The 24,412-nt window shown below is 60.4% G+C and carries 16 protein-coding genes and 3 rRNA genes; 3 read left to right on the forward strand and 16 right to left on the reverse strand.

All coding sequences use genetic code 11. The features are described from left to right. Nucleotides 1–213 precede the first annotated feature (213 nt). Complete coding sequence (locus QQ658_RS09865; protein ID WP_286024686.1) at nucleotides 214–1,113, reverse strand: NAD(P)-dependent oxidoreductase; 900 nt, start codon at nucleotides 1,111–1,113, stop codon at nucleotides 214–216. 273 nt (nucleotides 1,114–1,386) lie between these two features. On the opposite strand from QQ658_RS09865, the gene QQ658_RS09870 reads away from it, so the two are divergent. Then, nucleotides 1,387–2,268: a patatin-like phospholipase family protein gene (locus QQ658_RS09870; protein ID WP_353057960.1), complete on the forward strand. Its 882-nt coding sequence runs from the start codon at nucleotides 1,387–1,389 to the stop codon at nucleotides 2,266–2,268. A 96-nt stretch (nucleotides 2,269–2,364) separates the two neighbouring features. On the opposite strand, the gene QQ658_RS09875 is transcribed toward QQ658_RS09870, so the two are convergent. After that, complete coding sequence (locus tag QQ658_RS09875) at nucleotides 2,365–4,185, reverse strand: glycoside hydrolase family 2 protein (protein WP_286024688.1); 1,821 nt, start codon at nucleotides 4,183–4,185, stop codon at nucleotides 2,365–2,367. A 211-nt stretch (nucleotides 4,186–4,396) separates the two neighbouring features. Beyond that, entirely contained in the window at nucleotides 4,397–5,116 is a 720-nt protein-coding gene (locus QQ658_RS09880) for a GntR family transcriptional regulator (RefSeq protein ID WP_286024689.1), read from the reverse strand. A gap of 228 nt (nucleotides 5,117–5,344) precedes the next feature. Here QQ658_RS09880 and QQ658_RS09885 point away from each other — a divergent pair, with 228 nt between their 5' ends. Together QQ658_RS09885 and QQ658_RS09890 are read left to right on the forward strand one after the other, a co-directional pair. Beyond that, nucleotides 5,345–6,385 carry a TRAP transporter substrate-binding protein gene (locus tag QQ658_RS09885; protein ID WP_286024690.1) on the forward strand — a complete coding sequence of 347 codons (1,041 nt, stop codon included), beginning with the start codon at nucleotides 5,345–5,347 and terminating at the stop codon, nucleotides 6,383–6,385. An 84-nt stretch (nucleotides 6,386–6,469) separates the two neighbouring features. Then, on the forward strand, nucleotides 6,470–7,540 hold the full coding sequence (locus QQ658_RS09890) for a mannonate dehydratase (RefSeq protein WP_286024691.1): 1,071 nt from the start codon (nucleotides 6,470–6,472) through the stop codon (nucleotides 7,538–7,540). Here QQ658_RS09890 and pyrB read toward each other — a convergent pair. The 13 genes from pyrB to QQ658_RS09955 all read right to left on the reverse strand — a co-directional run bounded on the left by pyrB (nucleotide 7,537) and on the right by QQ658_RS09955 (nucleotide 24,300). Continuing rightward, nucleotides 7,537–8,580, reverse strand: a complete 1,044-nt coding sequence (gene pyrB, locus QQ658_RS09895; RefSeq protein ID WP_286024692.1) for an aspartate carbamoyltransferase — start codon at nucleotides 8,578–8,580, stop codon at nucleotides 7,537–7,539. The genes QQ658_RS09890 and pyrB overlap by 4 nt on opposite strands. Before the next feature lie 209 nt (nucleotides 8,581–8,789). Beyond that, nucleotides 8,790–10,475 carry a DNA repair protein RecN gene (gene recN, locus QQ658_RS09900; protein ID WP_286024693.1) on the reverse strand — a complete coding sequence of 562 codons (1,686 nt, stop codon included), beginning with the start codon at nucleotides 10,473–10,475 and terminating at the stop codon, nucleotides 8,790–8,792. Then, on the reverse strand, nucleotides 10,475–11,395 hold the full coding sequence (locus tag QQ658_RS09905; RefSeq protein ID WP_286024694.1) for an NAD kinase: 921 nt from the start codon (nucleotides 11,393–11,395) through the stop codon (nucleotides 10,475–10,477). The genes recN and QQ658_RS09905 overlap by 1 nt, the downstream gene beginning before the upstream one ends. A gap of 78 nt (nucleotides 11,396–11,473) precedes the next feature. Continuing rightward, complete coding sequence (locus QQ658_RS09910; RefSeq protein ID WP_286024695.1) at nucleotides 11,474–12,199, reverse strand: TlyA family RNA methyltransferase; 726 nt, start codon at nucleotides 12,197–12,199, stop codon at nucleotides 11,474–11,476. After that, complete coding sequence (locus tag QQ658_RS09915; RefSeq protein WP_286024696.1) at nucleotides 12,196–12,489, reverse strand: hypothetical protein; 294 nt, start codon at nucleotides 12,487–12,489, stop codon at nucleotides 12,196–12,198. Before QQ658_RS09915 ends, QQ658_RS09910 begins: the two co-directional genes overlap by 4 nt. Nucleotides 12,490–12,491: 2 nt before the next feature. Beyond that, complete coding sequence (locus tag QQ658_RS09920; RefSeq protein WP_286024697.1) at nucleotides 12,492–13,490, reverse strand: HAD-IIA family hydrolase; 999 nt, start codon at nucleotides 13,488–13,490, stop codon at nucleotides 12,492–12,494. Then, nucleotides 13,487–14,647: a tetratricopeptide repeat protein gene (locus tag QQ658_RS09925; RefSeq protein WP_286024698.1), complete on the reverse strand. Its 1,161-nt coding sequence runs from the start codon at nucleotides 14,645–14,647 to the stop codon at nucleotides 13,487–13,489. The genes QQ658_RS09920 and QQ658_RS09925 overlap by 4 nt, the downstream gene beginning before the upstream one ends. Further along, nucleotides 14,557–15,609: a hypothetical protein gene (locus QQ658_RS09930; protein WP_286024699.1), complete on the reverse strand. Its 1,053-nt coding sequence runs from the start codon at nucleotides 15,607–15,609 to the stop codon at nucleotides 14,557–14,559. The genes QQ658_RS09925 and QQ658_RS09930 overlap by 91 nt, the downstream gene beginning before the upstream one ends. A 692-nt stretch (nucleotides 15,610–16,301) precedes the next feature. Beyond that, nucleotides 16,302–16,418 (reverse strand): 5S ribosomal RNA (gene rrf / locus QQ658_RS09935). Between the two features lie 141 nt (nucleotides 16,419–16,559). Beyond that, nucleotides 16,560–19,663 (reverse strand): 23S ribosomal RNA (locus QQ658_RS09940). Between the two features lie 388 nt (nucleotides 19,664–20,051). Then, a 16S ribosomal RNA gene (locus QQ658_RS09945) occupies nucleotides 20,052–21,572 on the reverse strand. Together the 16S, 23S and 5S rRNA genes form the textbook arrangement of a ribosomal RNA operon. A 995-nt stretch (nucleotides 21,573–22,567) precedes the next feature. After that, a complete protein-coding gene (gene xerD / locus QQ658_RS09950) occupies nucleotides 22,568–23,536 on the reverse strand; it encodes a site-specific tyrosine recombinase XerD (protein ID WP_286024700.1) in 969 nt (322 codons plus the stop codon). A 101-nt stretch (nucleotides 23,537–23,637) separates the two neighbouring features. Beyond that, a complete protein-coding gene (locus tag QQ658_RS09955; RefSeq protein WP_286024701.1) occupies nucleotides 23,638–24,300 on the reverse strand; it encodes an NUDIX domain-containing protein in 663 nt (220 codons plus the stop codon). Nucleotides 24,301–24,412: the final 112 nt, after the last annotated feature.

Consider the following 24,412-nt stretch of genomic DNA (forward strand, 5'->3'; position numbering starts at 1 on the left):
GTTCACTCCTCCCAGTGTGAAAAGGCTTCTCATGAAGCCAGGGGTTCAATCTTTCGAGTCGCCATCGGCCACTCGAAAGCTCCTGCGATGGACCTAAACCTGACGGTCAGTTCCACGGGCCCGAGCAGTAGAAACGGTCCATCGCTCAGACGGCCTCAGCATACCAAGTGCGCTTTTTACGCGGACGGCGGGCCGCGAAGGCTCAGGCTGCGGCTACTCGGCCGACTGAATGGCGATGTTGTTCAGCTTCTCCTGCGACTTGGTGAGAGCGGCACAGAACTCACCACCGAACCCTTGGGCACTGGCAATCTCGAGTGCCTCATGGACGCCGTCGCCGACGCTCAGCGGAACACTCAGATCCGCCGCCAGCCTGGAGAAGTAGCGGACGTCCTTGCGGGCATTGTCGAGCTGGAATTTCAGCGTCTCGAAGTCGCCCTTCAGCGAATTGCCCATGATGTTCAGAGTGCCGCCGTTGGCGAAACCGCCGCCGCCGAGCACCTCGACCAGCTTGGCCGGATCGACACCCGACTTCACGCAGACCGAGAAGCCTTCGGCCAAGATGGTCAGCGCGGCCTGGAAGGCGGTGTTATTGGCCAGTTTGATGATGTGCCCTGCACCGACGTCGCCGCAGCGGTAGATGTTGTCGGCGAAGCAGGAGACGATCGGCTCGACCTCGGCGAACAACTCGTCGTCCGCGCCGACGAGCACGTTCACGGTGCCTGCCTCCGCTTCGGCAGGGCCGCGGGTCAGCGGGATGTCGGCGAACTTTGCCCCCTTGCTCTTGGCGAGCTCGGCGAGTTCGTAGGTGACCGAAGGCTCGGAGGTCGAGGCGTCCAAGATGAGCAGGCCCGGCTTCGGGTCGGTCAAGATCTCGGTCGCCACCTGCTTCACATCCTGAGCGGTGGTGATGCAGATCACGATGACGTCGCTGGTGCGTCCCAGTTCGACGTTGTCGGACGCGCGAGTCGCACCCAATTCGTCCAGGCCCTCGGGTGCGCGTTTGCGCATCGTGTAGGCCAGCGGATACCCCTTGAGCAAAATGTTCTTCGCCAATCCGTGACCCATCAATCCGGTGGCTCCCACGAATCCGACCTGTAGCTTCTTGTCGCTCACGCTCTTCCTCTCAGTTCTTTCACTATCTGGGCGCACCGTCCATCGGCCGACGCTGCTCGTGCATGCCAGGGCAGGCCGCATTGACATCGATCCGTCCATCGCACTCGGGGGCTCCTGCACAGAACCTCCCACGCCCCTCATTCTGCCATTGCTTTGTCTTTCGGTCTGTGACCTGCCGCCGTGCCGAAGCATCAGCTGGCGCGGCCATCCTGAGAACACACCCGATGATCGTGAAAGACTGGGCACATGCACGACCACCTCACTACCCCTGTTCTGACCAGCAATGTCACCGACACCGCACTCATTTTCGAGGGCGGAGGCATGCGTGCCAGTTACACGGCCGCGGTGGTGGTGGCGTTGCTCAAAGCAGGAATCCACCTCGACTGGGTCGCCGGGATCTCGGCGGGATCGTCCAACACCGCGAACTACCTCGCCAGAGACGGTCTCCGGGCGCGTCAATCGTTCGTTGATTTCGCGGCCGACCCGCTCTTCGGCAACCTGCGAACCTTCGTGCGCGGCCGGGGCATGTTCAACGCCAACTACATCTATCAAGAATCCGGGCTCCCCGACGGCGCCCTGCCCTACGATTTCGCGACCTTCCAAGCGAATCCCGCCGCCATGAGCCTGGGCGTCTTCGAGGCCGACACCGGACGCTCCTTCTATTGGACGCGCGACGACACCCCCACCGCTCACGATCTGATGATCCGTGTCCAGTCGTCATCGACCCTGCCCTTCTTCATGCCTACCGTGCACATCGGCGAGCACAGTTACGTGGACGGAGCGCTCGGCCCCAGCGGCGGCATCGCGTTGGACGCGGCCAAGGCGGCCGGCTACCAGAAGTTTCTTGTGGTGCTGACCCGCCCCAGGTCATATATCAAGGAGCCCATGCGCATCAGCCGCATGGTACGCCAGTACTTCCGCCAATACCCCGCGGTGGTCGACGCGTTGGCGCGGCGCGCAGCAAACTACAACCGCACTCGCGAGGAGCTGCTCGAGTTGGAGGCGGCCGGCGATGCGATGGTCTTCTTTCCCGACGGATATCTGGTCAACAACCAGGAGAAGCATGTCGTGAAGCTCGCTCGCAGCTATGCCGCGGGCGAGGCCCAGATCGCACGCGAGCTACCGGCCTGGAAGGAGTGGCTCGGGCTCGCGTAGCACCTCCGCATCTGGTGACAGATCATCTCTTGATCGGTGCGATCACTGCCGCACCTTGGCTCCCTCAGCCAAGCGTGCACGACCGGCGCTGGTGGCTCACCTGTGAGGCAGCGCCTTCTCGAAGGCCCGATAGAGCTCAGTGTTGAGTGCACGCAACTTTTCGGCGTCCGGTTTGAGAACCTTGCGGTCGTAGCTCAAGAGGCCGTTTGTTTCGATTTCGACATCGCTCACCTGCGTGTAGACGCATCCTCGCAGTCCGTGTTTGGCCAGTGGAATGAGTTGATCGCGATAGAGCTTGGCCAGCGCCTTACTGAGCTGTTCTGAGTTGTCGAAGAAGCGATAGCCGAAGCGCCCGGCCCCTTCCCATAGGTGGCCTTCGAGGCTCAGAGAGTAGCCGCCGAATTCTGACAAGAGCAGCGGCCGACGATCTCTTCGTGGTGGACGCTTCAGTTTGAGCACATATCGGTGGCGGCTGCGAAAGTCACCACCGCGCTGATCGAACCAGCCCGACGCCGAATCGATCAACCTGGTGTCGTCCAGTTTGCGGACCATTCTTTCCAAGCGCAGGGTGTGATATTGCCCCCAACCTTCGTTGAAGATCACCCACATTGCGACACTCGGATGCCCGCGCAACACGTTGATCATGCCGGCGATGTCCGCCTCGAACTCGTCCCGGTTTTGTTGAGATCCACGGCCGGCGGCGATGAGTCCTCGCCGGCTCCGGTCCCGGGTTTGCAGGTCGAGCGCCATCACTGCGCGGGACCGGGGAATGCCGACCCGGGGGCGTCCACCGTTGACCACGTCTTGAATCACCAGCATGCCGAGCCGGTCGGCATGGTGATAGAACCGGCGCGACTCGACCTTGACGTGCTTGCGCACGCCGTTGAATCCGAGGTCTTTCATCTGCTGCAGATCGAAGATCAGGGCCTCGTCGCAAGGTGCCGTCATTCCGCTCTCCGGCCAATACCCCTGGTCGAGCGGGGCGTTCAACAGCAGCGGCTCACCGTTGAGCAATATCACCGGCCGATCCATTCGGCGCTGCCCCTTGACCCTGCCGAGCGTGACCGTGCGCAGCCCCGCCCAGGACGTGACCTTGTCGTCCGTGTTGCTGACCTCGACCCGATAGAGATAGGGATCGTCCGGCGTCCACGGGCGCAGATACGGCAGCGCGACTTCGATCGGCCGGCCTGATCTGCCATGCGCGATCGTCTGTGTGCCGTCGGGAGATTCCACGGCGACCTCGAGACGGCATGGTTCCTCGGTGTGTACGAGGACGCTGAAACCACCGAGTTCGGCATAGCTGGTGGTGTTGACCGAGGTGATGGCGTTGGCCGGAAGTGGTTCGGCCCAGACCGTCTGCCAGATGCCGCTGGTCGGCGTATACCAGATCTCTTTCGGTGTCGAAAGCGCTTGTTTTCCGTACTGTTGGCCGCCCGCCGGTCCGGGATCGCGGACGCCGACCACGACTTCGACAGGTTCCGAAGTCGCCGGAAGCTCGACACTGAACGGCAGATATCCCCCGCGATGCTCGCCTACAAGCACGCCGTTTGCCCACACGGCGGCTCGGTAGTCGACTGCTTCGAAGTTCAGGGCGATCCGGCGCGACGTCCATGCTTCATCGAATTCGATGACGCGCCGGTAGAAAAGCGTCTCGCTGGGCAGCAGTTCTCGAGTGACTCCCGAGGCGACCGTCTCCAGCGCGAAAGGTACTCGGATTCGTCCGTCGTAGCTTTCCGGCGGGCGTTCGTGAAGCAACTGCGCCACCGATGAAGGACGAATGGCGTATTCCCAGGTGCCGTTGAGACAACACCATTCGCTGCGTTCCAGTTGTGGACGCGGGTAATTCGCCAGCGGGCACTCCGCGTCCAACGCCTCGTCGGCCCAGGGCGTGCGCAGCTCGGTGGCGACCGGTTTCACTGCACGACTCCGACGACCAAGGTCATACTCATTGGGGAAGACTATCGTACCGGACTTTGTTTCCGGTCATGATTAATGGGTTTTCTCCCGCGAGGTCCGCCCTTATCGAGAGAACCGTGGATACTTCAAGTCCTCTGTTGCGCACGCGGCATCCGCTGGTCGCCGCATCGTACCCGCTGCCTCCGTTGCGTTGTCCGTCTCCGGGCCCGGCCTATCTCGGTTCGAGGGTGGTGACGAGCCGGCGTACCGGACGAAGCTGCAGCGAATCGAATATCTCGGGATTCTGATCGCGAACTTTCGCCAGATCGATCAGAATCTCTCGTAGATGCTGGCGCAACACGGTCACAGCCTGCCCGAGCTCGCCCGATTCCACTCCGTCAATGACGCCCTGATGCTGCTCGATGAGGTGCTCAATCGGATGAATCACCAGACCGAACTGGCGCGCGCGGTCGAGATGACCTTTTTCGGCGGCAACGACGGGCCAGGCCGACTCATGATCGGTCAATTTGAGCAACTCAAGATGAAAAGCCTCGTCCAATTGGAAGAACTCGGCAAGATCTCCCCCGTCGGCAGCCACCCGATGCTGAGCCGCCAAGTTCTCGTGTAAAGCATCCAGATGAGCAGTCGATTCATCGGTCTGGACGAACCCTGCGAGCGCGGTGCACTCGATCGCCTCTCGAATGAACTGGGCCAAACTGACCCGATCGATATCGACGTGCGAAACGAAGGTACCCATCTGTGGGAATACCTGGACGAAGCCCTCTTCCCTCAGCTTCAGCAAGCTTTCCCGCACCGGAGTCCTGGAGACTCCGAGTTCACCGGCCAGGTCCTTCTCGGAAATGGCCGCCTTGGGCGGATATTGCAGGGTCACGATCCTGCGGCGCAGCTCGTCGTAGACTCGCTGCCTGGTCGTCCCCCTCGCTTCACCCATGCGACCAGCTTAACGGCTCGCACTTGACGCCGATTTGATCCGATTTGCGGCGAACCAAGCTGATGACATAACTGACATACTAGTGCTAGCATCTTGCTATCCGATGGATCATTGAGGCGCTTTCTCACCTGTCGGCAAGAGCCTCAAGAAACACGAACATCAAGCAGATCAGAAATGATCTTCGGCCGTCGAACGTCCGCAATTAGCACCAAGGAAGGCGCTGCACCAATGAAAAAGACACGACTGCTCACAGTCTCCGTCGCAGGATTACTCACGATCGGTCTCGCTGCCTGTGGCGGCGGATCGGGCGAGGGTGACGGCGGCTCCACAGAGCAAACCGTCCTCAAACTCGCCGTGAGCCAGCCCGAAGAGCATCCGCAATACCAGGCGGGTCTTGAGTTGGCCGAGCGCCTCGAAGAGGCCACCGACGGCCGGTACACCGTACAGGTCTTCGGAAACGAAACGTTGGGAACCAGTTCGGAGGTCGTCCAGAACCTCTCGGATGGCACCGTCGATTTCGCCTGGATCGGCGGCGCCAATGTCGAGGGACTCAATGAGGACTTCGTCGTCTACAACTTGCCCTACGTATTCGACTCCCGGGAAGCCCAGATGGCAATCCTGAACGACACCGAACTCAATGCCGATCTGTTTAGCTCGCTCGAAGACAGCAAGCAGATCAGTGTTCTCGGCGGCGCCAACGCAGGACAGCGCAGTATCTACAATACAAAGCATCCGATTAAGACTCCGGACGACCTCAAAGGTCTCAAGCTTCGCGTTCAGCAGTCAGATTCGCAGGTACGCATGCTGGAGCTTCTCGGAGGAATCCCCTCACCCATGAGCTACGGCGAGGTCTATTCCGCTTTGCAAACCGGCGTGCTGGATGGTGCCGAGAACAATGAGCCTTCGTTCAATGCCATGAAGCACGATGAGGTCGCCAAGTACTACTCGTACACTCGCCACCTGATGATTCCCGACTTCTTGCTGATGAGCACTCAGACTCTTGACAAGATGGACGAGGCCGATCGCGCAGCACTGTTGGAGATCGCTCCCGAAATTTGCCAGAAGGCCAGCGAGGACTTCATTCCGTATGAAGATGAGTCGATCGAACGCAGCAAGGCACTGGGCGCCGAATTCAATGACGATGTCGACACCGAGGCATTCAAGGCTTTGGTGGCCCCCATGGTTGAGGAATACATGAGCACCAACGATTTCCGCTCATCGTTTTACGAAGCCACCAAGAAGGCAAATGAGGAAAACCCCGCGAAGTAGTTAACTGCGACGAGAGGTGGGAGCCGACGAAATGTTGGCTCCCACCTCGGAGTTGTGCTCGGATATGGAAGGAAGATAGGCACAGTGAAGTTTGGAATGCGTTGGTTCGGCGCACAGGATGACCCGATCCCCCTCGAATACATCCGGCAGGTGCCCAACGTTTCCCACGTTGTCGGCGCACTATTCGATGTCCCGGTCGGCGGAGTGTGGCCGATGGACGAGATCACTGTGCTGCGCGATCAGATCGAGGCCGCGGGACTGAAGTTCGAAGTGGTCGAGAGCGTCAATATTCATGACGACATCAAGATCGGCGGCCGGGGGCGCGACCAGGCGATCGAGAACTACATCGCCACGATCAAGAACCTGTCGTCCGTGGGCGTGAAGGTGATCTGCTACAACTTCATGCCGGTCTTCGACTGGGTGCGCACCGAATTGCGTCATCCGTTGCCCGACGGCTCCTTCACGATGGCCTACGAGGACGCGCTCGTGCAGGGCACCGCGCAAGAGACCATGGATCGGATGAATGCCAACAACCTCGGCGGCCACAAACTGCCGGGCTGGGAGCCGGAACGGCTATCGCATCTGCAGGATTTACTGGAAGCCTATGCCCCGCTGAGTTCGGACGACCTCGCGGAGAACTTCAAGTACTTCATCCAGGCGATCATGCCGGCCTGCGAGAAATACGACGTCAAGATGGCTATGCATCCGGACGATCCACCGAAAGCGCTGTTCGGCCTGCCCCGTATCGCCAAGAATGCGGACGATCTACGTCGTATCGAATCGTTCCACGATTCGCCCTACAACGGGTTCACCTTCTGCACCGGGTCGATCGGCGAAAACCCGGTCAACGATGTGCCCGCTTTGATCCGCGAATTTGCCGGACGCGACAAGGTTCCATTTGCGCAAATCCGCAATATCAAATTCACCTCCGATGTCGACTTCCACGAATCCGCCCACCCGAGCGCGTACGGCTCGCTCGACATGTACGAGATCATGAAGGCGTTCTTTGATTCCGGCTTCGACGGATATGCCCGTCCCGATCATGGACGCGACATCTGGGGTGAGCAGGGACGCCCGGGCTACGGCCTGTATGACCGGGCCCTGGGGATCGCCTACCTGAGCGGCCTGTGGGAGGCCATCACCAAGCAGAATTAGTTCCAGCGAAGCGTCGCATCCCAGGGGCGTTGTTTGATGGTCGCCTTCACCGAGTCGGCCGAGCAGCCGAGTGCGGTGAGGAAGATTGCCATCCTGATCAGCACACCGTTGTCGGTCTGGTGGAAGATCGAAAGCCCCGGCAGGTCGTCCACGTCGCTGGACAAGTCGAACGAATCCATCCTGGAGTCCCTGGGCAACGGATGCATGATGATGATGTCGGTCGCTTCAGCCTCGGTGAGGATCTGCTTGTTCAGCAGGTTTCCGGAGATATTCGCCGTAGCCAGCACCTCTTCGGTCATGCGCTCGCGCTGCACCCGAGTGGCATAGACCACATCGGCGCCGGTCACCGCTTCGGGCACCGATTCGCAGTCGATGACCCGGTGGCCGCGCTCTCGCGCATATTTCTCGACCTCGACCGGCAACTCCAGGCTGGGCGGACTGAACACCTTGAACGTGATGGAGTCGGCCAGCGACAACAGCTTCATCAGTGAGTGCACGGTGCGTCCATATTTCAGGTCGCCGACGATGGCGATCGTGCAGCCATCCACCGGCTTGCCGCGCGAGCGCAGTTCGGATTCGAGAGTGTAGAAGTCGAGAAGGGCCTGGCTGGGGTGTTCGCCCGCGCCGTCGCCGGCGTTGATCACCGGGACGACCGACGCTGCCGCGAACTCGGCGACCGACCCCTCATCGGGATGGCGCACGACCAGGGCGTCCGAGTAACCGGAAACCACCCGTGAGGTGTCGGCGATCGACTCCCCCTTGGCCATGGACGAGAAGGTGAATCCCGTAGTGGTCGTGACCTCGCCACCCAACCGCAGGAAAGCCGACTCGAAGCTCAACCGGGTACGGGTGCTCGGCTCGAAAAACAGGCTGCCGAGAATGGCGCCGTCGAGCACGGTGCACACGGCACGGCGCTCGGCGATCGGACGCACCAGATCGGCCAGATCAAAAAGATGTTGTAGCGAGGCCCGGTCGAACTGCTGGACGCTCAGCAAATGGCGTCCGGCGCCGAATGGAGGAAGCTCATCGGAGGGATTCAAGGGTTCACTCCTTCATCGAAATACCGAACGCAACTTATCACGGGCGTACCCGTGGCCCGGGCCAATTCTCGCCACCCAACCCGCCTCGGGCAAGGCCCAGAAACTATGCCTCTGCCGACATTGACCAGTTCAGCGACGAACGATTCAAACCCGGCGACCAGTAGCTCCAAACCAGCGCCGTAGGTCCAGAAGAAGCGAGCGCGCAGTCGCTAGCTCTGTGCCTGGCGCAGCAGGTCGCGGGCATGCGCGAGACCCGACTTGCTGTCGTCCAGGCCGCCCATCATGCGAGCGAGTTCGGCCTCGCGATCTTGTGAGGTGACCAGACTCAGATCGCTGGTGGTGACTTCGCCGTCACTCGACTTCGATACGACCCAGTGTGCGGACGCAAAGGCCGCCACCTGGGCTAGATGGGTCACGCAGATCACCTGCGAGTATTCGGCCAGCCTGGCCAGCCGGCGCCCGACCTCGATAGCGACTGTTCCGCCGATCCCCGCGTCCACCTCGTCGAAGACGAAAACATGGCCCGGATCGTCGGCGGCCAGCACGACTTCCAACCCCAGCCGGACGCGCGACAGCTCACCACCCGAGGCAACCTTGGCCAGCGGACCGGGTTCGGCACCCGGGTTCGCAGCGAAAAGCAGCTGCACGTGCTCCATGCCGTGCGGCCCCGGCCGGCCCAACGGTTGCAACTCGAAACGCAGTCTGGCATGGGGCATCGCGAGCGCGGCCAACTCCTCCTGCACCGCGGATGCCAAGCGGCTCGCCGCCTGTTCGCGCCTCTCGGTTATCTGACCGCCGAGATCCAGCAACCGGGCGTCCAATTCGGCCAAAAGTGAATCGAGCTCGCTGACCCGCTGATCACCCTGGCCCAGCCCGCTCAGTCGCGTCGCGGCCTGTTGTGCCCAGTCAAGAACGTCGTCGATCGTCGAGCCATACTTGCGGGTCAGCCCGGCAAGAGCCGCGCGTCTGGAGGTCAGCGTCTCTAGCCGAAGCGGGTCGGCGTCCAAATCAGCCAGGTAGGATGCAACGTCGGCCGCCAGTTCGTTGACCTGACCGGCCAGGGCGCGCGCAGTCGTCGCCAGGTCGGAGGCCTGCTCGTCGAGCCGAGCGATATCGGCGAGCTCATTGCGGGCGACACCCACCAGCCCGACCGCACCCGGATCATCCAAGTCACCCTCATCAGACCCGGATAGAGCGTGGCTCGCGCGCACCGCCAACATCCGCAGATCGTCGACAGCCTGCAACCGGGAGGCTTCGGCCGCCAACTCGGCGTCCTCACCAGGATGCGGATCGACGCCCGATATCTCGTCGAGCCCGAATTGCAGCAGGTCGGCTTCCCTGGCGCGCTCCTGAGCATGATGGACGAGGTCGTCGCGCTCGGCCCGTAGCTCGTCTCGCTGGCGATAGGCCTGCCGATACTGGTCGAGCACACGAGACAGTTCGGGCCCACCCGCGTGATCGAGCACCTCGCGCTGCCGATCGGGATTACCGAGCCGGATCTGCTCGGACTGACCATGGATCGTCGCCAACTCACCGGTAACCTCGGCGAGCCTCGAGATCGGGGTCTGCACACCACCGACAAATGCTCGGGACCGGCCCTGCTTGCTCACCTGACGGGCCACCAGCAGTTCGTCCGCCTCGGTTTCGGCACCGAGTTCATCCAGGATCTTGGCGACCTGGTCCACGTCGTTGAACCGGCCCTCGACCAGCGTCCGGCCGGATCCCCGCCGAATCACCGAGGAGTCGGCGCGTTCCCCCAGCAGCAGTCCCAGCGAGCTGACGAGCATGGTCTTGCCTGCGCCGGTCTCACCGGTGATCGCGGTCATGCCCGCACTCGGCTCGATGGTCGCGTCCGCGATCACGCCGAGGTTCGAGATGCGCAGTTCGGTGAGCATCAGGGTCGCCTGTTTCGGAATCCATCGATGTTGAGCTCGAACTTCTTCACCAGACGTGACGTGAATGGCTGTTCCTGCAATCGGGCCACCCGCAGCGGATGGGTGCCGCGTTGAACGTGGATCCGCGTCCCAGGTGCGATGTCGAACGACCTGCGTCCATCGCACCAGACCACACCCGGGGTCGGGCTCGTCTCCGACAAAGTCAGGTCGACAACGGAGTTCGGATCCAGCACGAGCGGACGCGCAAACAGTGCGTGCGCCGCCATCGGCACCACCTGAAAGGCCTGCACATCGGGCCAGATGACCGGCCCGCCGACAGAAAAGGCATAGGCGGTCGAGCCCGTGGGGGTCGAGACCAGCATGCCGTCACAATTCCAGCGGGAGACCGGAAGATGATCGATCTCGACCAGTACGTCCAGCATCTTCTCGCGGGCCGCTTTCTCCAACGACACCTCGTTCACCGCGAAAGACGACCAGGTCCTTGCGCCGTTCGTATCCAGCACATGCACGTCAAGGGTCAGCCGGCGTTCAACGCTGTAGTTGCGCTGCACAACCTGCTCGACGAGTTTGTGCACATCGTGCGATTCGAGTTCGGCAAGAAACCCGACGTGCCCCAAATTGACTCCGAGCAGCGGAACGCCGCGCGGCACGACACCCTCGGCAGCGCGCAAGATCGTCCCGTCGCCGCCGAAGACAACCATCAGTTCGACGCGTTCGGGATCTGTCAGGCTGCTGTGCCCGATTTCGACGCCCGGCACACGCTCTCGTAATTCGGCGATCCTATCCCCGAATCCGACACAGACGATGCCGGTATCGGCCAGCCCTTGCACGAACTTCTCAGCAACATCAATCGCCTCCGGACGCGCCGGATGCAACAGAATGCCCACGCGCCGCTGGTCAGAATGAATGCTGTTCGTCACGTCCGTAGCCTACCGGCCCCGGAAATACGATGTGGATGTGCCATGCATGCATCCTTTCCAGCTCGTCGAGGCATCTTCCTATTTTTGCGCGAAGCACGCGAAATGCTCGAGGTTGCCCGATGGTCCGGGCAGCTTGCTGTCTGCGCGCCAACTCGGCGTCCAGCCGAGCTCGGCGGCGTCATGGATGACCCCGTCGATCGCTTCCCTGCGGTCGTCTTGTGAACGGACGACTCCCCCGGCGCCCAGCCGTTTGCGTCCGACCTCGAATTGCGGCTTGATCATCAGCAACGCCTTGCCGGTCGGTCTCAGGACGGCGAAAAGCGGGGCCAGCAGCATCCGCAAAGAAATGAACGACACGTCGGCCACCACCAGATCCACCGGTTCTCCATCGAGATCTGCCGACACCAGATCACGCAGGTTGAGCCCCTCCCGCACCCGCACGCGCGCATCCTCGCGCACGACGTCGGCGAGCTGGCCATGACCCACGTCGACCGCATACACCTCCTGCGCGCCACGGCTGAGCAGCACCTGAGTGAATCCTCCGGTGGACGCTCCGGCATCCAGCACCCGGGCGGGCACTTCGATGCCCGATTGGTCGAGGGCCCCGATCAGTTTGTGGGCGGCCCTAGATACCCAGGGGTCGATCTCGCAATCGATCTGATCGGCTGCGACGACCTGCTGCGAAGCCCGCCTGCTGATTTCCCCGTTGAGGCGCACCTTGCCCGACTTGATCAGTTCGGACGCGTGGGACCGCGACCGGGCAAGACCCCGGTGGGCCAGCGCCTGATCGAGCCGCTCACTCATTGCGGACGCGAACCAGGGTTCGGCATCGGAAGCCCACCGTTGCGGGAGCTCTCCAAAACCTGAGCCAAGGCATCATGCGCGGCGCTGAGCCTTTCGAGCTGCTCGTCGACCGGCAGCCGGTCGCTGCCCGCCAGCCCGGCAAGGGCGGAGTCGATCAGCTGGTTACCGGTGACCGGAGGCAGATCGGTGGTCTTGGCCTGCGGCTTGTCCATGTTGGCCGGCGCTGAGCCGATCGGTGGATGGCCGGTGACCGGAAACTGATCGGTGCCGGCGTCCTGCTGTTCGTCCATGATCAGTGCAGCTTGTCCAGTTGATCGAGAGCGTGCGCGGCGTCGAGCGTCTCATCCGCCCAGGTGAGTTGCACGATCGCCCATAGTGCGTCGAGCTGTTCGTCCACGCTGGTGAGCGATGCGGTGATCTGCACGGCCCGCCCCGATATCTCGGCGCGCGCATTACCGCAAGTCACACTGCCATCTTCGAGAGTGGACGCCTGTCTGCGCGGCGCGAGAAGACCGCTGATGTCCCATCCGATCGCGGTGGGACGCTGCTGCGGGATGGCCCCGGCGAGGTCCTTCTTGCCGTGCGCGCCGGTGAAGACGAAGAAGGAGTCGATGCCCACATTATGAGCACCCTCGATATCGGTGTCGAGCCGATCTCCGACGAAGACCGGGGACGTTACCTTCATCCGCGCGATGGTTTCTTGCAGAAGCGGCGGATAGGGCTTGCCTGCAACCGTGATCTGAGCATCGGGGACGGCCGTGTGCAGGGCCTCGATCTGAGCACCGGCACCGGCGACCATTCCGAGATGAGTCGGCCGGGAGATGTCGGTATTGGTACCGAACCAACGCGCGCCGCGCTGAATCGCCCAGCCTGCATTGTCGAGACTCGGCCAGGAAAGGTTCGGGTCATATCCCTGCACAACCGCTACCGGCTCCTCGCGGAAGTCGGTGACGATGGTGAATCCGACGGCCGCGATCTCATCGGTCAGCGCCTGCGCTCCGCAGATCTGCACCTTCGCCCCGGCCGGCAACTCGCGAACCATCAGCTGAGCAATGGCCTGGGGCGATGTGACGACATCCTCGCCACGGCATTCGATGCCCAGATCCTTGAGTTGAGCCACCACCACGTCGGCGCTGCGTCCGGCATTGTTGGTGACGAACCCCACCTTAACGCCCAGTTCTCGCAACTGGGCCAGGGCCTCGGGGGCGTGCGGCACCGCGTTCGGCCCCAGATAGACCACGCCATCCAGATCGAACATGACGGAGTCATAGGCATCGATGAAGCGGCTCACTGCTCCTCCCGATCGTCTTCGGTCTGATCGGACGAGTCGTCGCCCACGGGCTCAGCGTCGTTCGACGAATTGGCCGCCTCATGGTTAGAGAGGGCCTCATCCGGGTCGGCCTTGTCCGAGGAATCGTTTTGGATCGTCTCGCCCTGAACTATGGCGCTGTCAGCCGATCCTGCGATGGCTTCGACGTCTGTGGACTGTTCCTTGTCTGAAAGATCAACCTCGGCAGCCGCATCAGCATCTGATTCGTCAGGGTATTCGCCGTCGGCCACGTCATCAGCATCGGCCTCACCAGATATTGACGGACCATGGGCTTGGGCCGCGGCCTCATCTGGTGACACCTCCTCCGCACGCTCGGGGCCGTCGGCTAGCGTTTCAGCCACCGGCGCGGCCGCTTCATCATCTGGATCGTCGAGTGGCTCCTGGACCTCCTCGACATCAAGCAGTTCGAATTCATCGAGCCCGTCACGATCGGGGACCGGCTCGCCTTTGATCTCGGCGATCCTGTCGTCGATGTCGAGCACGCCGCTCTCGTCATACTTGTGCGCGGAATGCAACCATTCGACGGCCTTTTCGGTGAGTCCCCGCTCAGCCAGCAGGTCGGCGTAGGCGAAGCGCAGCCGCGCCTGGCCCTGGCGTCCGCCATGACCGCCGCTGATCGCATCTTTCAGCAACCGCAACGCCTCATCCGACTGGCCCATGTCATCGCGTACCCCGGACTCGACCAGGATCACCTCGACCTGCTGCGGCAGGCTGAGCTTCGCCTCGCGCGCCTCCCGCAGGGTCCGCAGCGCTGCCGGATACTTGCCGGCGGCGCGCTCGCAGTCGGCGATGATCGGAAGATAGTCATCGTCACCGGTGATGCGGTGCAGCGCACGATACTCGGTGAGCGCTACATCGAAGTGGCCGGCCAGGTACGCAGTCTCTGCCGCGGCTTCGCGGACCACCGGCAGTCTGGACGCCAACCTGCGCGCCACCAGGGCATGCCGTAGCGCCAACTCGGGATCGATCTCCAGGAGCTCACCCGCTGCCTGCAGATGCCCACCGACCTTCTCCGCCATCTGCTTGCTCAGCGAACGCAACTCCGCCCGCATCGACGGCGGCAGTGCCGTCTGGTCGTAGCCCTCGGGTAGCTCCGGCTCGTTGTCAGCCGGCTCCAATCCGGGTGGCAACGGACGGGCCTCCCGCTCAAAACGATCCTCCCCGCGGCGTCCGAAATTGCGCGGGCCACGGTCGTCTCGACCACCGCGAAAACCTCTGTCAGATGCGCTATCACCCGAACGGCGGTCATACGACCGCCTATCGTCCAGACGGCGGTCGTCGCGGCTGGACGAACGCCTCTGCCCTCCGAAGGGGCGCTCTTCAAAGGAGCGGTGATTCTCTCCTCCGCGATTGTCCGATCGCCGATCTCGGTCACCATAAGACTTGCGGTCTCGGTCACCATAGCGACGATCATCCCGACGGTCATAGGACGAGCGTCCGGACCCGCGATTCCCGTAAGATCCGCCGCGCTTGTTGTCATAGGACCGACGATCGTCACTGCCACGATCCTCTGATCGCCCGCCACGATCGGCATACGGCTTGCGGTTCCGATCTGCATAGGGGCGGTCGTCGCCCCGTCGATCGTAGGGTTGCTTACCTCGGTCACCAGAGGAACTACGTCCGCGCTCGCCGTACGAGCCGCGGCCGCGTTCGCCATACGGCCTGTTCTCATCACGCTGGGACCGTCGTCCGCGATCGTCCGATCCCCTGCGGTCATCAGAGCCATAACGCCGGTCACTCTCTGGACGACGGGAATAGCCGCCACGCTGCTCGCCGCCCCGATCGTCACGACTACGAGAATGCTCACCTCGTGAGTACCCGCCACCTCGCGAATCGTCGCTTCTGAAGTCGTCGCGCCGCGAGTAATTCTTCGACGATCCGCGCGATCCGCCGCCGTAGCCGCCCAAAGATCGACTACCGCGAGCCTGGCCGCCACGATCACCGTAACTGTCGCGACGATCGCCGCGAGAATCGTCACCAGAAGACGCGCGGGATCCACCGCGACCATAGCTGTTCGACGAACTCTTGCCGTAGGAGCCACCACCGCGTCGCTCGCCTGCACGGCCACCAAAGTCGTCATCGCGTGAGTATCCGCGTCCTTGGTCACGAGAACGTGCGTAACCACCGCGGGACTCGCCACTGCGTGAACCGTCGTTCCATGACGAGCGGCCGCCCCGAGAGTCATTGCCGCTGTAGTCGTCACGACGCGAATAGTTCTTGGACGACGACCCGCCGCGCGGGTTGCCCGAGCGCGCGCCGCTTCCTCGGTTATCGCGAGACGATCCGCCCCCTCGCGAGTAGCCTCCACGAGAACCACCACCGGAAGAAGGACGGGAGCCGCCGCGTCCGGAAGGCCTGCGGTCGTCGCCGGAGTAGTTGCCGCCGCGTCGTTGGTCTGAGGAGTTCATGGATTCAATTCTGCCTGTCTGGTGTTATATGGGGCGAGTTCACATCTGCCGGACGCTGCCGGCTTGAGCTATCTGGTCTCATCACTGCGATCAACAAGTGTACGAAAACCGCATGGTCGAGACTACCTGGCATTCCGTCACCGCCGTCCCGAGGTTGCCCGGATCATGAGGCACATCGGCGGTCTTGCCGCCAGCACGACGAAATCGGTACCTTCGCGTCAGCGATCGCGCCCATCCACATTTGTGGACGCAGCTGACCAGCCGAATAGTGAACGAGATACCAACGGTATTGCGGAAGCCTCAACTACATAAAAAAACTCCCCTTTCAAGAACCGTTTGGATTGTTGAAAGGGGAGTTTGTGGTGTTCGGCGGTGTCCTAGTCTCCCACAGCCTGGCGGCTGCAGTACAATCGGCGTGGTAAGGCTTAACTTCCGGGTTCGGAATGGGTCCGGGTGTTTCCCTTACGCTATGACCACCGTAACTCTATGAGAATACTTGTCAAACCGGCATCCGAACCCCGAGGGTTTGGGTGGTTGTCCGTATCCTGGGATACTTCACAGTGGACGCGAGACCCTCGTGGCAACACAACATGTGTGCTGGTGTAAGAGGATTGTTTGTTTTGGGGGTAAGCCCTCGGTCTATTAGTACCGGTCAGCTCCACACATTACTGTGCTTCCACGTCCGGCCTATCAACCCGATGATCTGTCGGGGACCTTACCACCCTCGCAAGGGTGTGGGAATCCTCATCTTGAAGCGTGCTTCCCACTTAGATGCTTTCAGCGGTTATCACTTCCCAACGTAGCCAACCAGCCGTGCTCTTGGCAGAACAACTGGCACACCAGAGGTTAGTCCGTCCCGGTCCTCTCGTACTAAGGACAGCTCTTCTCAAGATTCCTACGCGCGCAGCGGATAGGGACCGAACTGTCTCACGACGTTCTGAACCCAGCTCGCGTGCCGCTTTAATGGGCGAACAGCCCAACCCTTGGGACCGACTCCAGCCCCAGGATGCGACGAGCCGACATCGAGGTGCCAAACCATGCCGTCGCTGTGAGCGCTCGGGCAAGATCAGCCTGTTATCCCCGGGGTACCTTTTATCCGTTGAGTTACGGCGCTTCCACCTGCCACCGTAAGATCACTAATCCCGACTTTCGTCCCTGCTCGACATGTCTGTCTCACAGTCAAGCTCCCTTGTGCATTTACACTCAACACCTGATTGCCAACCAGGCTGAGGGAACCTTTGGGCGCCTCCGTTACCTTTTAGGAGGCGACCGCCCCAGTCAAACTACCCATCAGGCACTGTCCCTGAACCAGATCATGGTCCCAGGTTAGATAACCAGAACGACCAGAGTGGTATTTCAACGATGACTCCACCACCACTAGCGTGATGATTTCACAGTCTCCCACCTATCCTACACAAGTCGTCCCGATCACCAATACCAAACTATAGTAAAGGTCCCGGGGTCTTTCCGTCCTGCTGCGCGTAACGAGCATCTTTACTCGTAATGCAATTTCGCCGAGTTCGTGGTGGAGACAGTGCCCAAATCGTTACTCCATTCGTGCAGGTCGGAACTTACCCGACAAGGAATTTCGCTACCTTAGGATGGTTATAGTTACCACCGCCGTTTACTGGGGCTTAAGTTCACCGCTTCGCATACGCTAACAGTTCCCCTTAACCTTCCAGCACCGGGCAGGAGTCAGTCCGTATACATCGTCTTACAACTTGGCACGGACCTGTGTTTTTGGTAAACAGTCGCTTGGGCGTGGTCTCTGCGACCCTCAGGGCTTGCACCCCTCCGGTCCCCCTTATCCCGAAGTTACGGGGGTATTTTGCCGAGTTCCTTCACCACGATTATCTCGATCGCCTTAGTATTCTCTACTCATCCACCTGTGTCGGTTTAGGGTACGGGCGGCTCACAACTCGCTCACGAAGATTTTCTAGGCAGCACAGGATCACCGAATTCAACCATTAACGGTCTATGCATCATGCCTCAGGCTATATGCCGGACGGATTTACCTACCCGACACCCTCGAACACTTACCCCGGGACAACCATCACCCGGTACGGCTACCTCCCTGCGTCCCTCCGCAGCTTGCCTACTACACGATCGGTTCACAGACTCACCACCCCACACACCCGAAGGCGCGCCAGGACAGCTTGCGTGCTTAGCATCACGCGATTCGACACGGGCGTTGCTCCGCCGGTACGGGAATATCAACCCGTTGTCCATCGACTACGCCTGTCGGCCTCGCCTTAGGTCCCGACTCACCCAGGGCAGATTAGCTTGACCCTGGAACCCTTGGATATTCGGCGGACGGGTTTCTCACCCGTCATTCGCTACTCATGCCTGCATTCTCACTCGAGTGCACTCCACGCCAGGTCACCCCAACGCTTCCCCGCACACCCGACGCTCCCCTACCCAACCACACACCTGGATCCACAAGGAATCAGGCATCGTGTGATTGCCACAGCTTCGGCGGATAACTTGAGCCCCGCTAAATTGTCGGCGCAGAATCACTTGACCAGTGAGCTATTACGCACTCTTTCAAGGATGGCTGCTTCCAAGCCAACCTCCTGGTTGTCACCGCAACTCCACATCCTTTTCCACTTAGTTACCGCTTAGGGGCCTTAGCTGATGATCTGGGCTGTTTCCCTCTCGACTACGAACCTTATCGCCCGCAGTCTCACTGCCACGCTCTCACTTACCGGCATTCGGAGTTTGGCTGATTTCAGTAAGCTGGTAAGCCCCCTAGACCATCCAGTGCTCTACCTCCGGCAAGAAACACGCAACGCTGCACCTAAATGCATTTCGGGGAGAACCAGCTATCACGGTGTTTGATTGGCCTTTCACCCCTATCCACAGCTCATCCGCCAGGTTTTCAACCCTGGTCGGTTCGGGCCTCCACGACGTCTTACCGTCGCTTCACCCTGGCCATGGATAGATCACACCGCTTCGGGTCTAGAGCATGCGACTCAAATCGCCCTATTCGGACTCGCTTTCGCTACGGCTACCCCACCCGGGTTAACCTCGCCACACACCACTAACTCGCAGGCTCATTCTTCAAAAGGCACGCCGTCACAATGACCAAAAGCCGTCGCTCCGACGGATTGTATGCAACCGGTTTCAGGTACTATTTCACTCCCCTCCCGGGGTACTTTTCACCTTTCCCTCACGGTACTTGTCCGCTATCGGTCACCAAGGAGTATTTAGGCTTAACGGGTGGTCCCGCCAGATTCATGCAGAATTTCAGGAGTTCCGCATTACTTGGGATACCATTCACGAGTGACTGTCTTACGTCTACAGGGGTTTCACCTTCTCTACCGCACCTTCCCAGAATGCTTCCACTTCAACAGTCATTTATCACTCGTCAACCCCACGGCAGCAAGGTTCAAACAGTCCCACAACCCCACACATGCAACACCTGCCGGCTCACACACACGCATGGTTTAGCCTCCTCCGCTTTCGCTCGCCACTACTCACGGAATCACAATTGTTTTCTTCTCCTACGGGTACTAAGATGTTTCACTTCCCCGCGTTCCCTCCAACTGCCCTATACATTCAGGCAGAGGTCGCCGGACATAACTCCGGTAACTTCAAGGTTTCCCTATTCGGAAATCCCCGGATCACAGCCTGGTTATCGACTCCCCGAGGCATATCGCAGATTCCCACGTCCTTCATCGGCTCTTGGTGCCCAGGCATCCACCGATTGCACTTAGTAGCTTACCTACCACAAAACAACAAAAAATACAGCAGCAAACACAACAAAACGTTTGCCACAAAAGATGCTCGCGTCCACTGTAAAGTTCTCAACATACGGGCGACAACCCACCAGCCACAAACAAAACATTCATGACCAGCAAGCTCCGCTAGAAGAATCACCAACCGATGGCCGATCCCTCAGACACCCAACAGTGTGCTCCCAATACACCAACCGAACACCCCCACCAACCCTCCACACCCCACAAAAGGGCAGTACTAGCCGGCACGAACCGTATTGGCTTTCCTAGTCAAGCTTCCACACATAAACAGCCACCACCACTCACCGAACACTCGCCGGCAAACCAGTGGAAACATGAACCACACGAAACATCGCGGGCTATGAATGGCTCCTTAGAAAGGAGGTGATCCAGCCGCACCTTCCGGTACGGCTACCTTGTTACGACTTAGTCCTAATTACCAGTCCCACCTTCGACGATTCCCTCCCACAAGGGGTTAGGCCACCGGCTTCGGGTGTTACCGACTTTCATGACTTGACGGGCGGTGTGTACAAGCCCCGGGAACGTATTCACCGCAGCGTTGCTGATCTGCGATTACTAGCGACTCCGACTTCATGAGGTCGAGTTGCAGACCCCAATCCGAACTGAGACCGGCTTTTTCAGATTCGCTCACCCTTACAAGCTCGCAACTGTTTGTACCGGCCATTGTAGCATGCGTGAAGCCCTGGACATAAGGGGCATGATGACTTGACGTCATCCCCACCTTCCTCCGAGTTGACCCCGGCGGTCTCCAATGAGTCCCCGGCATAACCCGCTGGCAACATTGGACGAGGGTTGCGCTCGTTGCGGGACTTAACCCAACATCTCACGACACGAGCTGACGACAGCCATGCACCACCTGTATACCGACCTTACGGCACGCCCATCTCTGAACGCTTCCGGTATATGTCAAACCCAGGTAAGGTTCTTCGCGTTGCATCGAATTAATCCGCATGCTCCGCCGCTTGTGCGGGGCCCCGTCAATTCCTTTGAGTTTTAGCCTTGCGGCCGTACTCCCCAGGCGGGGTACTTAATGCGTTAGCTACGGCACAGAGAACGTGGAATGTCCCCCACACCTAGTACCCACCGTTTACAGCGTGGACTACCAGGGTATCTAAGCCTGTTTGCTCCCCACGCTTTCGCTTCTCAGCGTCAGGAAATGTCCAGAGAACCGCCTTCGCCACTGGTGTTCCTCCCGATATCTGCGCATTCCACCGCTCCACCGGGAATTCCATTCTCCCCTACATCCCTCAAGTCAGCCCGTATCGAAAGCAGGCTCAAAGTTAAGCCCTGAGTTTGCACTTTCGACGCAACCAACCACCTACAAGCTCTTTACGCCCAATAAATCCGGACAACGCTCGCACCCTACGTATCACCGCGGCTGCTGGCACGTAGTCAGCCGGTGCTTCTTCTACAGGTACCGTCACAAAAGCTTCGTCCCTGCTGAAAGCGGTTTACAACCCGAAGGCCGTCATCCCGCACGCGGCGTTGCTGCATCAGGCTTCCGCCCATTGTGCAATATTCCCCACTGCTGCCTCCCGTAGGAGTCTGGGCCGTATCTCAGTCCCAATGTGGCCGGTCGCCCTCTCAGGCCGGCTACCCGTCGACGCCTTGGTAGGCCATCACCCCACCAACAAGCTGATAGGACGCGAGCCCATCCCCCACCGCCAGAACTTTCCACACCCCACCATGCGACAAGATGTGAATATCCGGTATTAGCAGCAGTTTCCCACTGTTATCCCAAAGTGAAGGGCAGGTTACTCACGCGTTACTCACCCGTTCGCCACTCGTGTACCCCCGAAGAGGCCTTACCGTTCGACTTGCATGTGTTAAGCACGCCGCCAGCGTTCGTCCTGAGCCAGGATCAAACTCTCCGATGAAAAACTGTAAAAACAATCCCCCAAGAGAATCCAAACACTGACAAAAAAACCAACCAACAACCCAAAAGGCCATCAGCCAGCAAAAATTTTCATCAAAGGAAACCCAAACCAAAACCAAAGTCCTGGCACGGGAAACACAAACAAACAAAAAACATTTGCTCATGCCATAAAATAAATGCATTGACTATAAAAGCACACTGTTGAGTTCTCAAAAATCGGACACCACAACCAAAACCCCCAAGAAAAAACCTCAAGGACCCCAGCCAGGCAACCCAGCAAACACTACCAAACCAAACAATTCCTCGTCAAATCGGAGGAACCAGGCAGACAAATGTCTACTAGAAATCCATCAAAGAAACCTGAAGCAATTCCAAAAGAACTGCCGCCGAATCTCTTATCAAGATCGATCTTCCATTATCAATTTCGTCTCTCCCGAACCGGTTTCCCGTCCCGAAGCGACCCGACCAACTTTAGCGAGCTACCCCGCAGAAGTCAAACCCGAAGGCCTCACTCCCCAGCAGATCATTCAGCACATCACGGCGGGCCCCAATTGGACACACACCCTCAACACCAAAACGATCCGCTATCAAATTGATCCACCAACCACACGAAACCAACAACCCAGCCAAGCCATAAAACACCTAGCCAAACCCAGATAGCCTGAGCCTTTGAAGTTCGTCTCCCGCAGAAGGCTTCGCCTACATTACACACGCCCCTGCAACCTCGCAAATCCGGACCGCCTTCCGGTTGCCAACGGTTGCCGACCTCTCTCGGCGGCTCATTTGCCGTGTCGGTTGAGTGATTTCGGCTGGGGTGGACGGTCGCGAAAGCGAGCAGAATCACCGCGAGAGTGCCACTCATCGGCTCAGCAGAGAAGGTCGGGCCAATGAGCCAACCATCGGTCTGACGCCCAGGACCTGGTGGAGCGGCCGGTGCCGAACTGGCACGCGCATCCGCTCGCCTCCAAGGTGAGGATGTCACCCTTCCACCGCTCGTCATCCCCGTGCCCGGGGGTGTGTACTTCGGTAAACCTCGCGCAGGTGCTCGACTGTGACCTCGGTGTAGATCTGCGTGGTCGTCACCGATGAGTGCCCCAGCAGTTCCTGAACAACCCGAACGTCTGCCCCACCGTCCAGCAGATGAGTGGCGAAACTATGCCTCAGGCTATGAGGTGAAACCTCGGTGGTGATGCCCGCCTGGGCAGCACGGTCCCGAATGATCCCCCACGCGCTTTGTCGCGAGAGCCTGTTCCCGCGTGTATTGACGAAGAGGGCCGGGCTGGTTCGTCCGGCCGAAGCGACCAGGGCCGGGCGTCCGCGCACCAGCCATGCGTCCACGGCTTGACGCGCGTAACTTCCGAGCGGAACCATCCGCTGCTTGTCACCCTTCCCGACCAGTCGCAGGCCGGCTTCCGGGTCGTCACGAATGCGGGTCAGGTCGTCCACATCGAGGCTGGTGATTTCGGTGATACGGGCACCTGTGCCGTAGAGCATTTCGAGCAGTGCCGCATCCCTCAGCCCGATCGGTTCGGTGCGGTCGATGCTGTCGAGCAGGCGCTGCACTTCGTCCACGGACAACGCCTTGGGCAGCCGCTTTCCCACGTTCGGGGGATTCACATCAATGGCTACGTTCTCGGACGCCAACCCTTCGCTGGTTGCAAAGCCATGCAAGGCACGGACCGCGACGATCATCCGCGCAACGCTCGATGTCGCAAGCGGTCGGTGCGTCTCGTCTCCCGCAACGAGGCTCATTTGGTACGCCTCGATGTCGGAAGTCGAGATCTCGGTGACGTCATGAATGCCACGTTTGGTCAGCCAGACGACGTAGCGGGTGAGGTCCCGGCGGTAGGCAGCGATCGTGTTGGGCGACAGCCCTCTCTCAACCGTCAGGTGATCGAGATATCCGATGACCAAGCGCTGTAGTCGCAGAGAACCAGCGGACGCTTCGTCGCCTGTTGTGGTCATTCGAGGGTTCCGACCATCACGCAAGTGTCGCCGCCCGGACCAGGACCAGTGTGTCCAGGCCGGGTGGTGTCCGAGTGGCCTTCCGGCATCGGTCCATTACCTCAGCCGAAGTCCCGGTCGCGCTGTTCTTTCACGGCACGCGCCGGCCAGTCGGCTTCGGAAGAACGCAACGTATCCAGGCGTCCCTGTGCTTGAGCGAGCGCCAGAGAGAGCGTGCCGGACACCAGCGTCGGGCTTTGTATCTTGCCTTGATAGACGAGCTCCACGAGATCGTCGAGCGGCATCCAGTACAGCCCCATATCGACTTCTTCGCCCTCGATGACGAAGCCGTCCGGCAGGTCGGCAGGGCTCAGATCGCGGGCCAAGTAAATCCGGATGGATTCTTCGAGCCCGCCGGGCGAGGTGAAGATATCGACCAGGGTTCGCCAATCGGAGGCCTGAAGCCGCGCCTCCTCGGCCAGCTCGCGCTGCGCCGCGACCAAGCCCGATTCTCCGGCATGGTCCAAAATCCCGGCGGGAGGTTCGACCAGCCGGAAGCCGACGGGATGACGATACTGATGGACGACGGCGATGCGTCCGTGGTCGTCCATCGCCATCACCGCCACCGCACCCGGGTGACTCGCCCATTGCCGAGTGATCTGCTCGCCGCTCGGCGTGGTGATCTTGTCCTCCACGAAGCTCTCGACTCGTCCGGTCGCCTTGATTTCGTGGGAGGTCACCGGCCAGCTCTCGGGCTGGTCGATCAGCCCGGTGGGATCGTCCATCGTGCGCTCTTTCTGTTGGTTCTAGTGACCTCAGGTCTATCTCACCTTTAAGATCCGTCTCAACCACCATGCCGGCCGGGAGGGAATCTGCGCCCGGCGGCATCGGCACAAA

Origin of the sequence: Propionimicrobium sp. PCR01-08-3 (genome assembly GCF_030286045.1) — a bacterium.
GTDB lineage: Bacteria > Actinomycetota > Actinomycetes > Propionibacteriales > Propionibacteriaceae > Brooklawnia.

Excerpts from the sequence above, each read along its gene's own strand:
- recN (WP_286024693.1), bottom strand. The coding sequence starts at position 10,475 with ATGCTCACCGAACTGCGCATCTCGAACCTCGGCGTGATCGCGGACGCG.
- QQ658_RS09910 (WP_286024695.1), bottom strand. The coding sequence starts at position 12,199 with ATGAGTGAGCGGCTCGATCAGGCGCTGGCCCACCGGGGTCTTGCCCGG.
- QQ658_RS09885 (WP_286024690.1), top strand. The coding sequence starts at position 5,345 with ATGAAAAAGACACGACTGCTCACAGTCTCCGTCGCAGGATTACTCACG.
- QQ658_RS09915 (WP_286024696.1), bottom strand. The coding sequence starts at position 12,489 with ATGGACGAACAGCAGGACGCCGGCACCGATCAGTTTCCGGTCACCGGC.
- QQ658_RS09880 (WP_286024689.1), bottom strand. The coding sequence starts at position 5,116 with ATGGGTGAAGCGAGGGGGACGACCAGGCAGCGAGTCTACGACGAGCTG.
- QQ658_RS09930 (WP_286024699.1), bottom strand. The coding sequence starts at position 15,609 with ATGACGACTTTGGTGGCCGTGCAGGCGAGCGACGCGGTGGTGGCTCCT.
- QQ658_RS09955 (WP_286024701.1), bottom strand. The coding sequence starts at position 24,300 with ATGGACGATCCCACCGGGCTGATCGACCAGCCCGAGAGCTGGCCGGTG.
- xerD (WP_286024700.1), bottom strand. The coding sequence starts at position 23,536 with ATGACCACAACAGGCGACGAAGCGTCCGCTGGTTCTCTGCGACTACAG.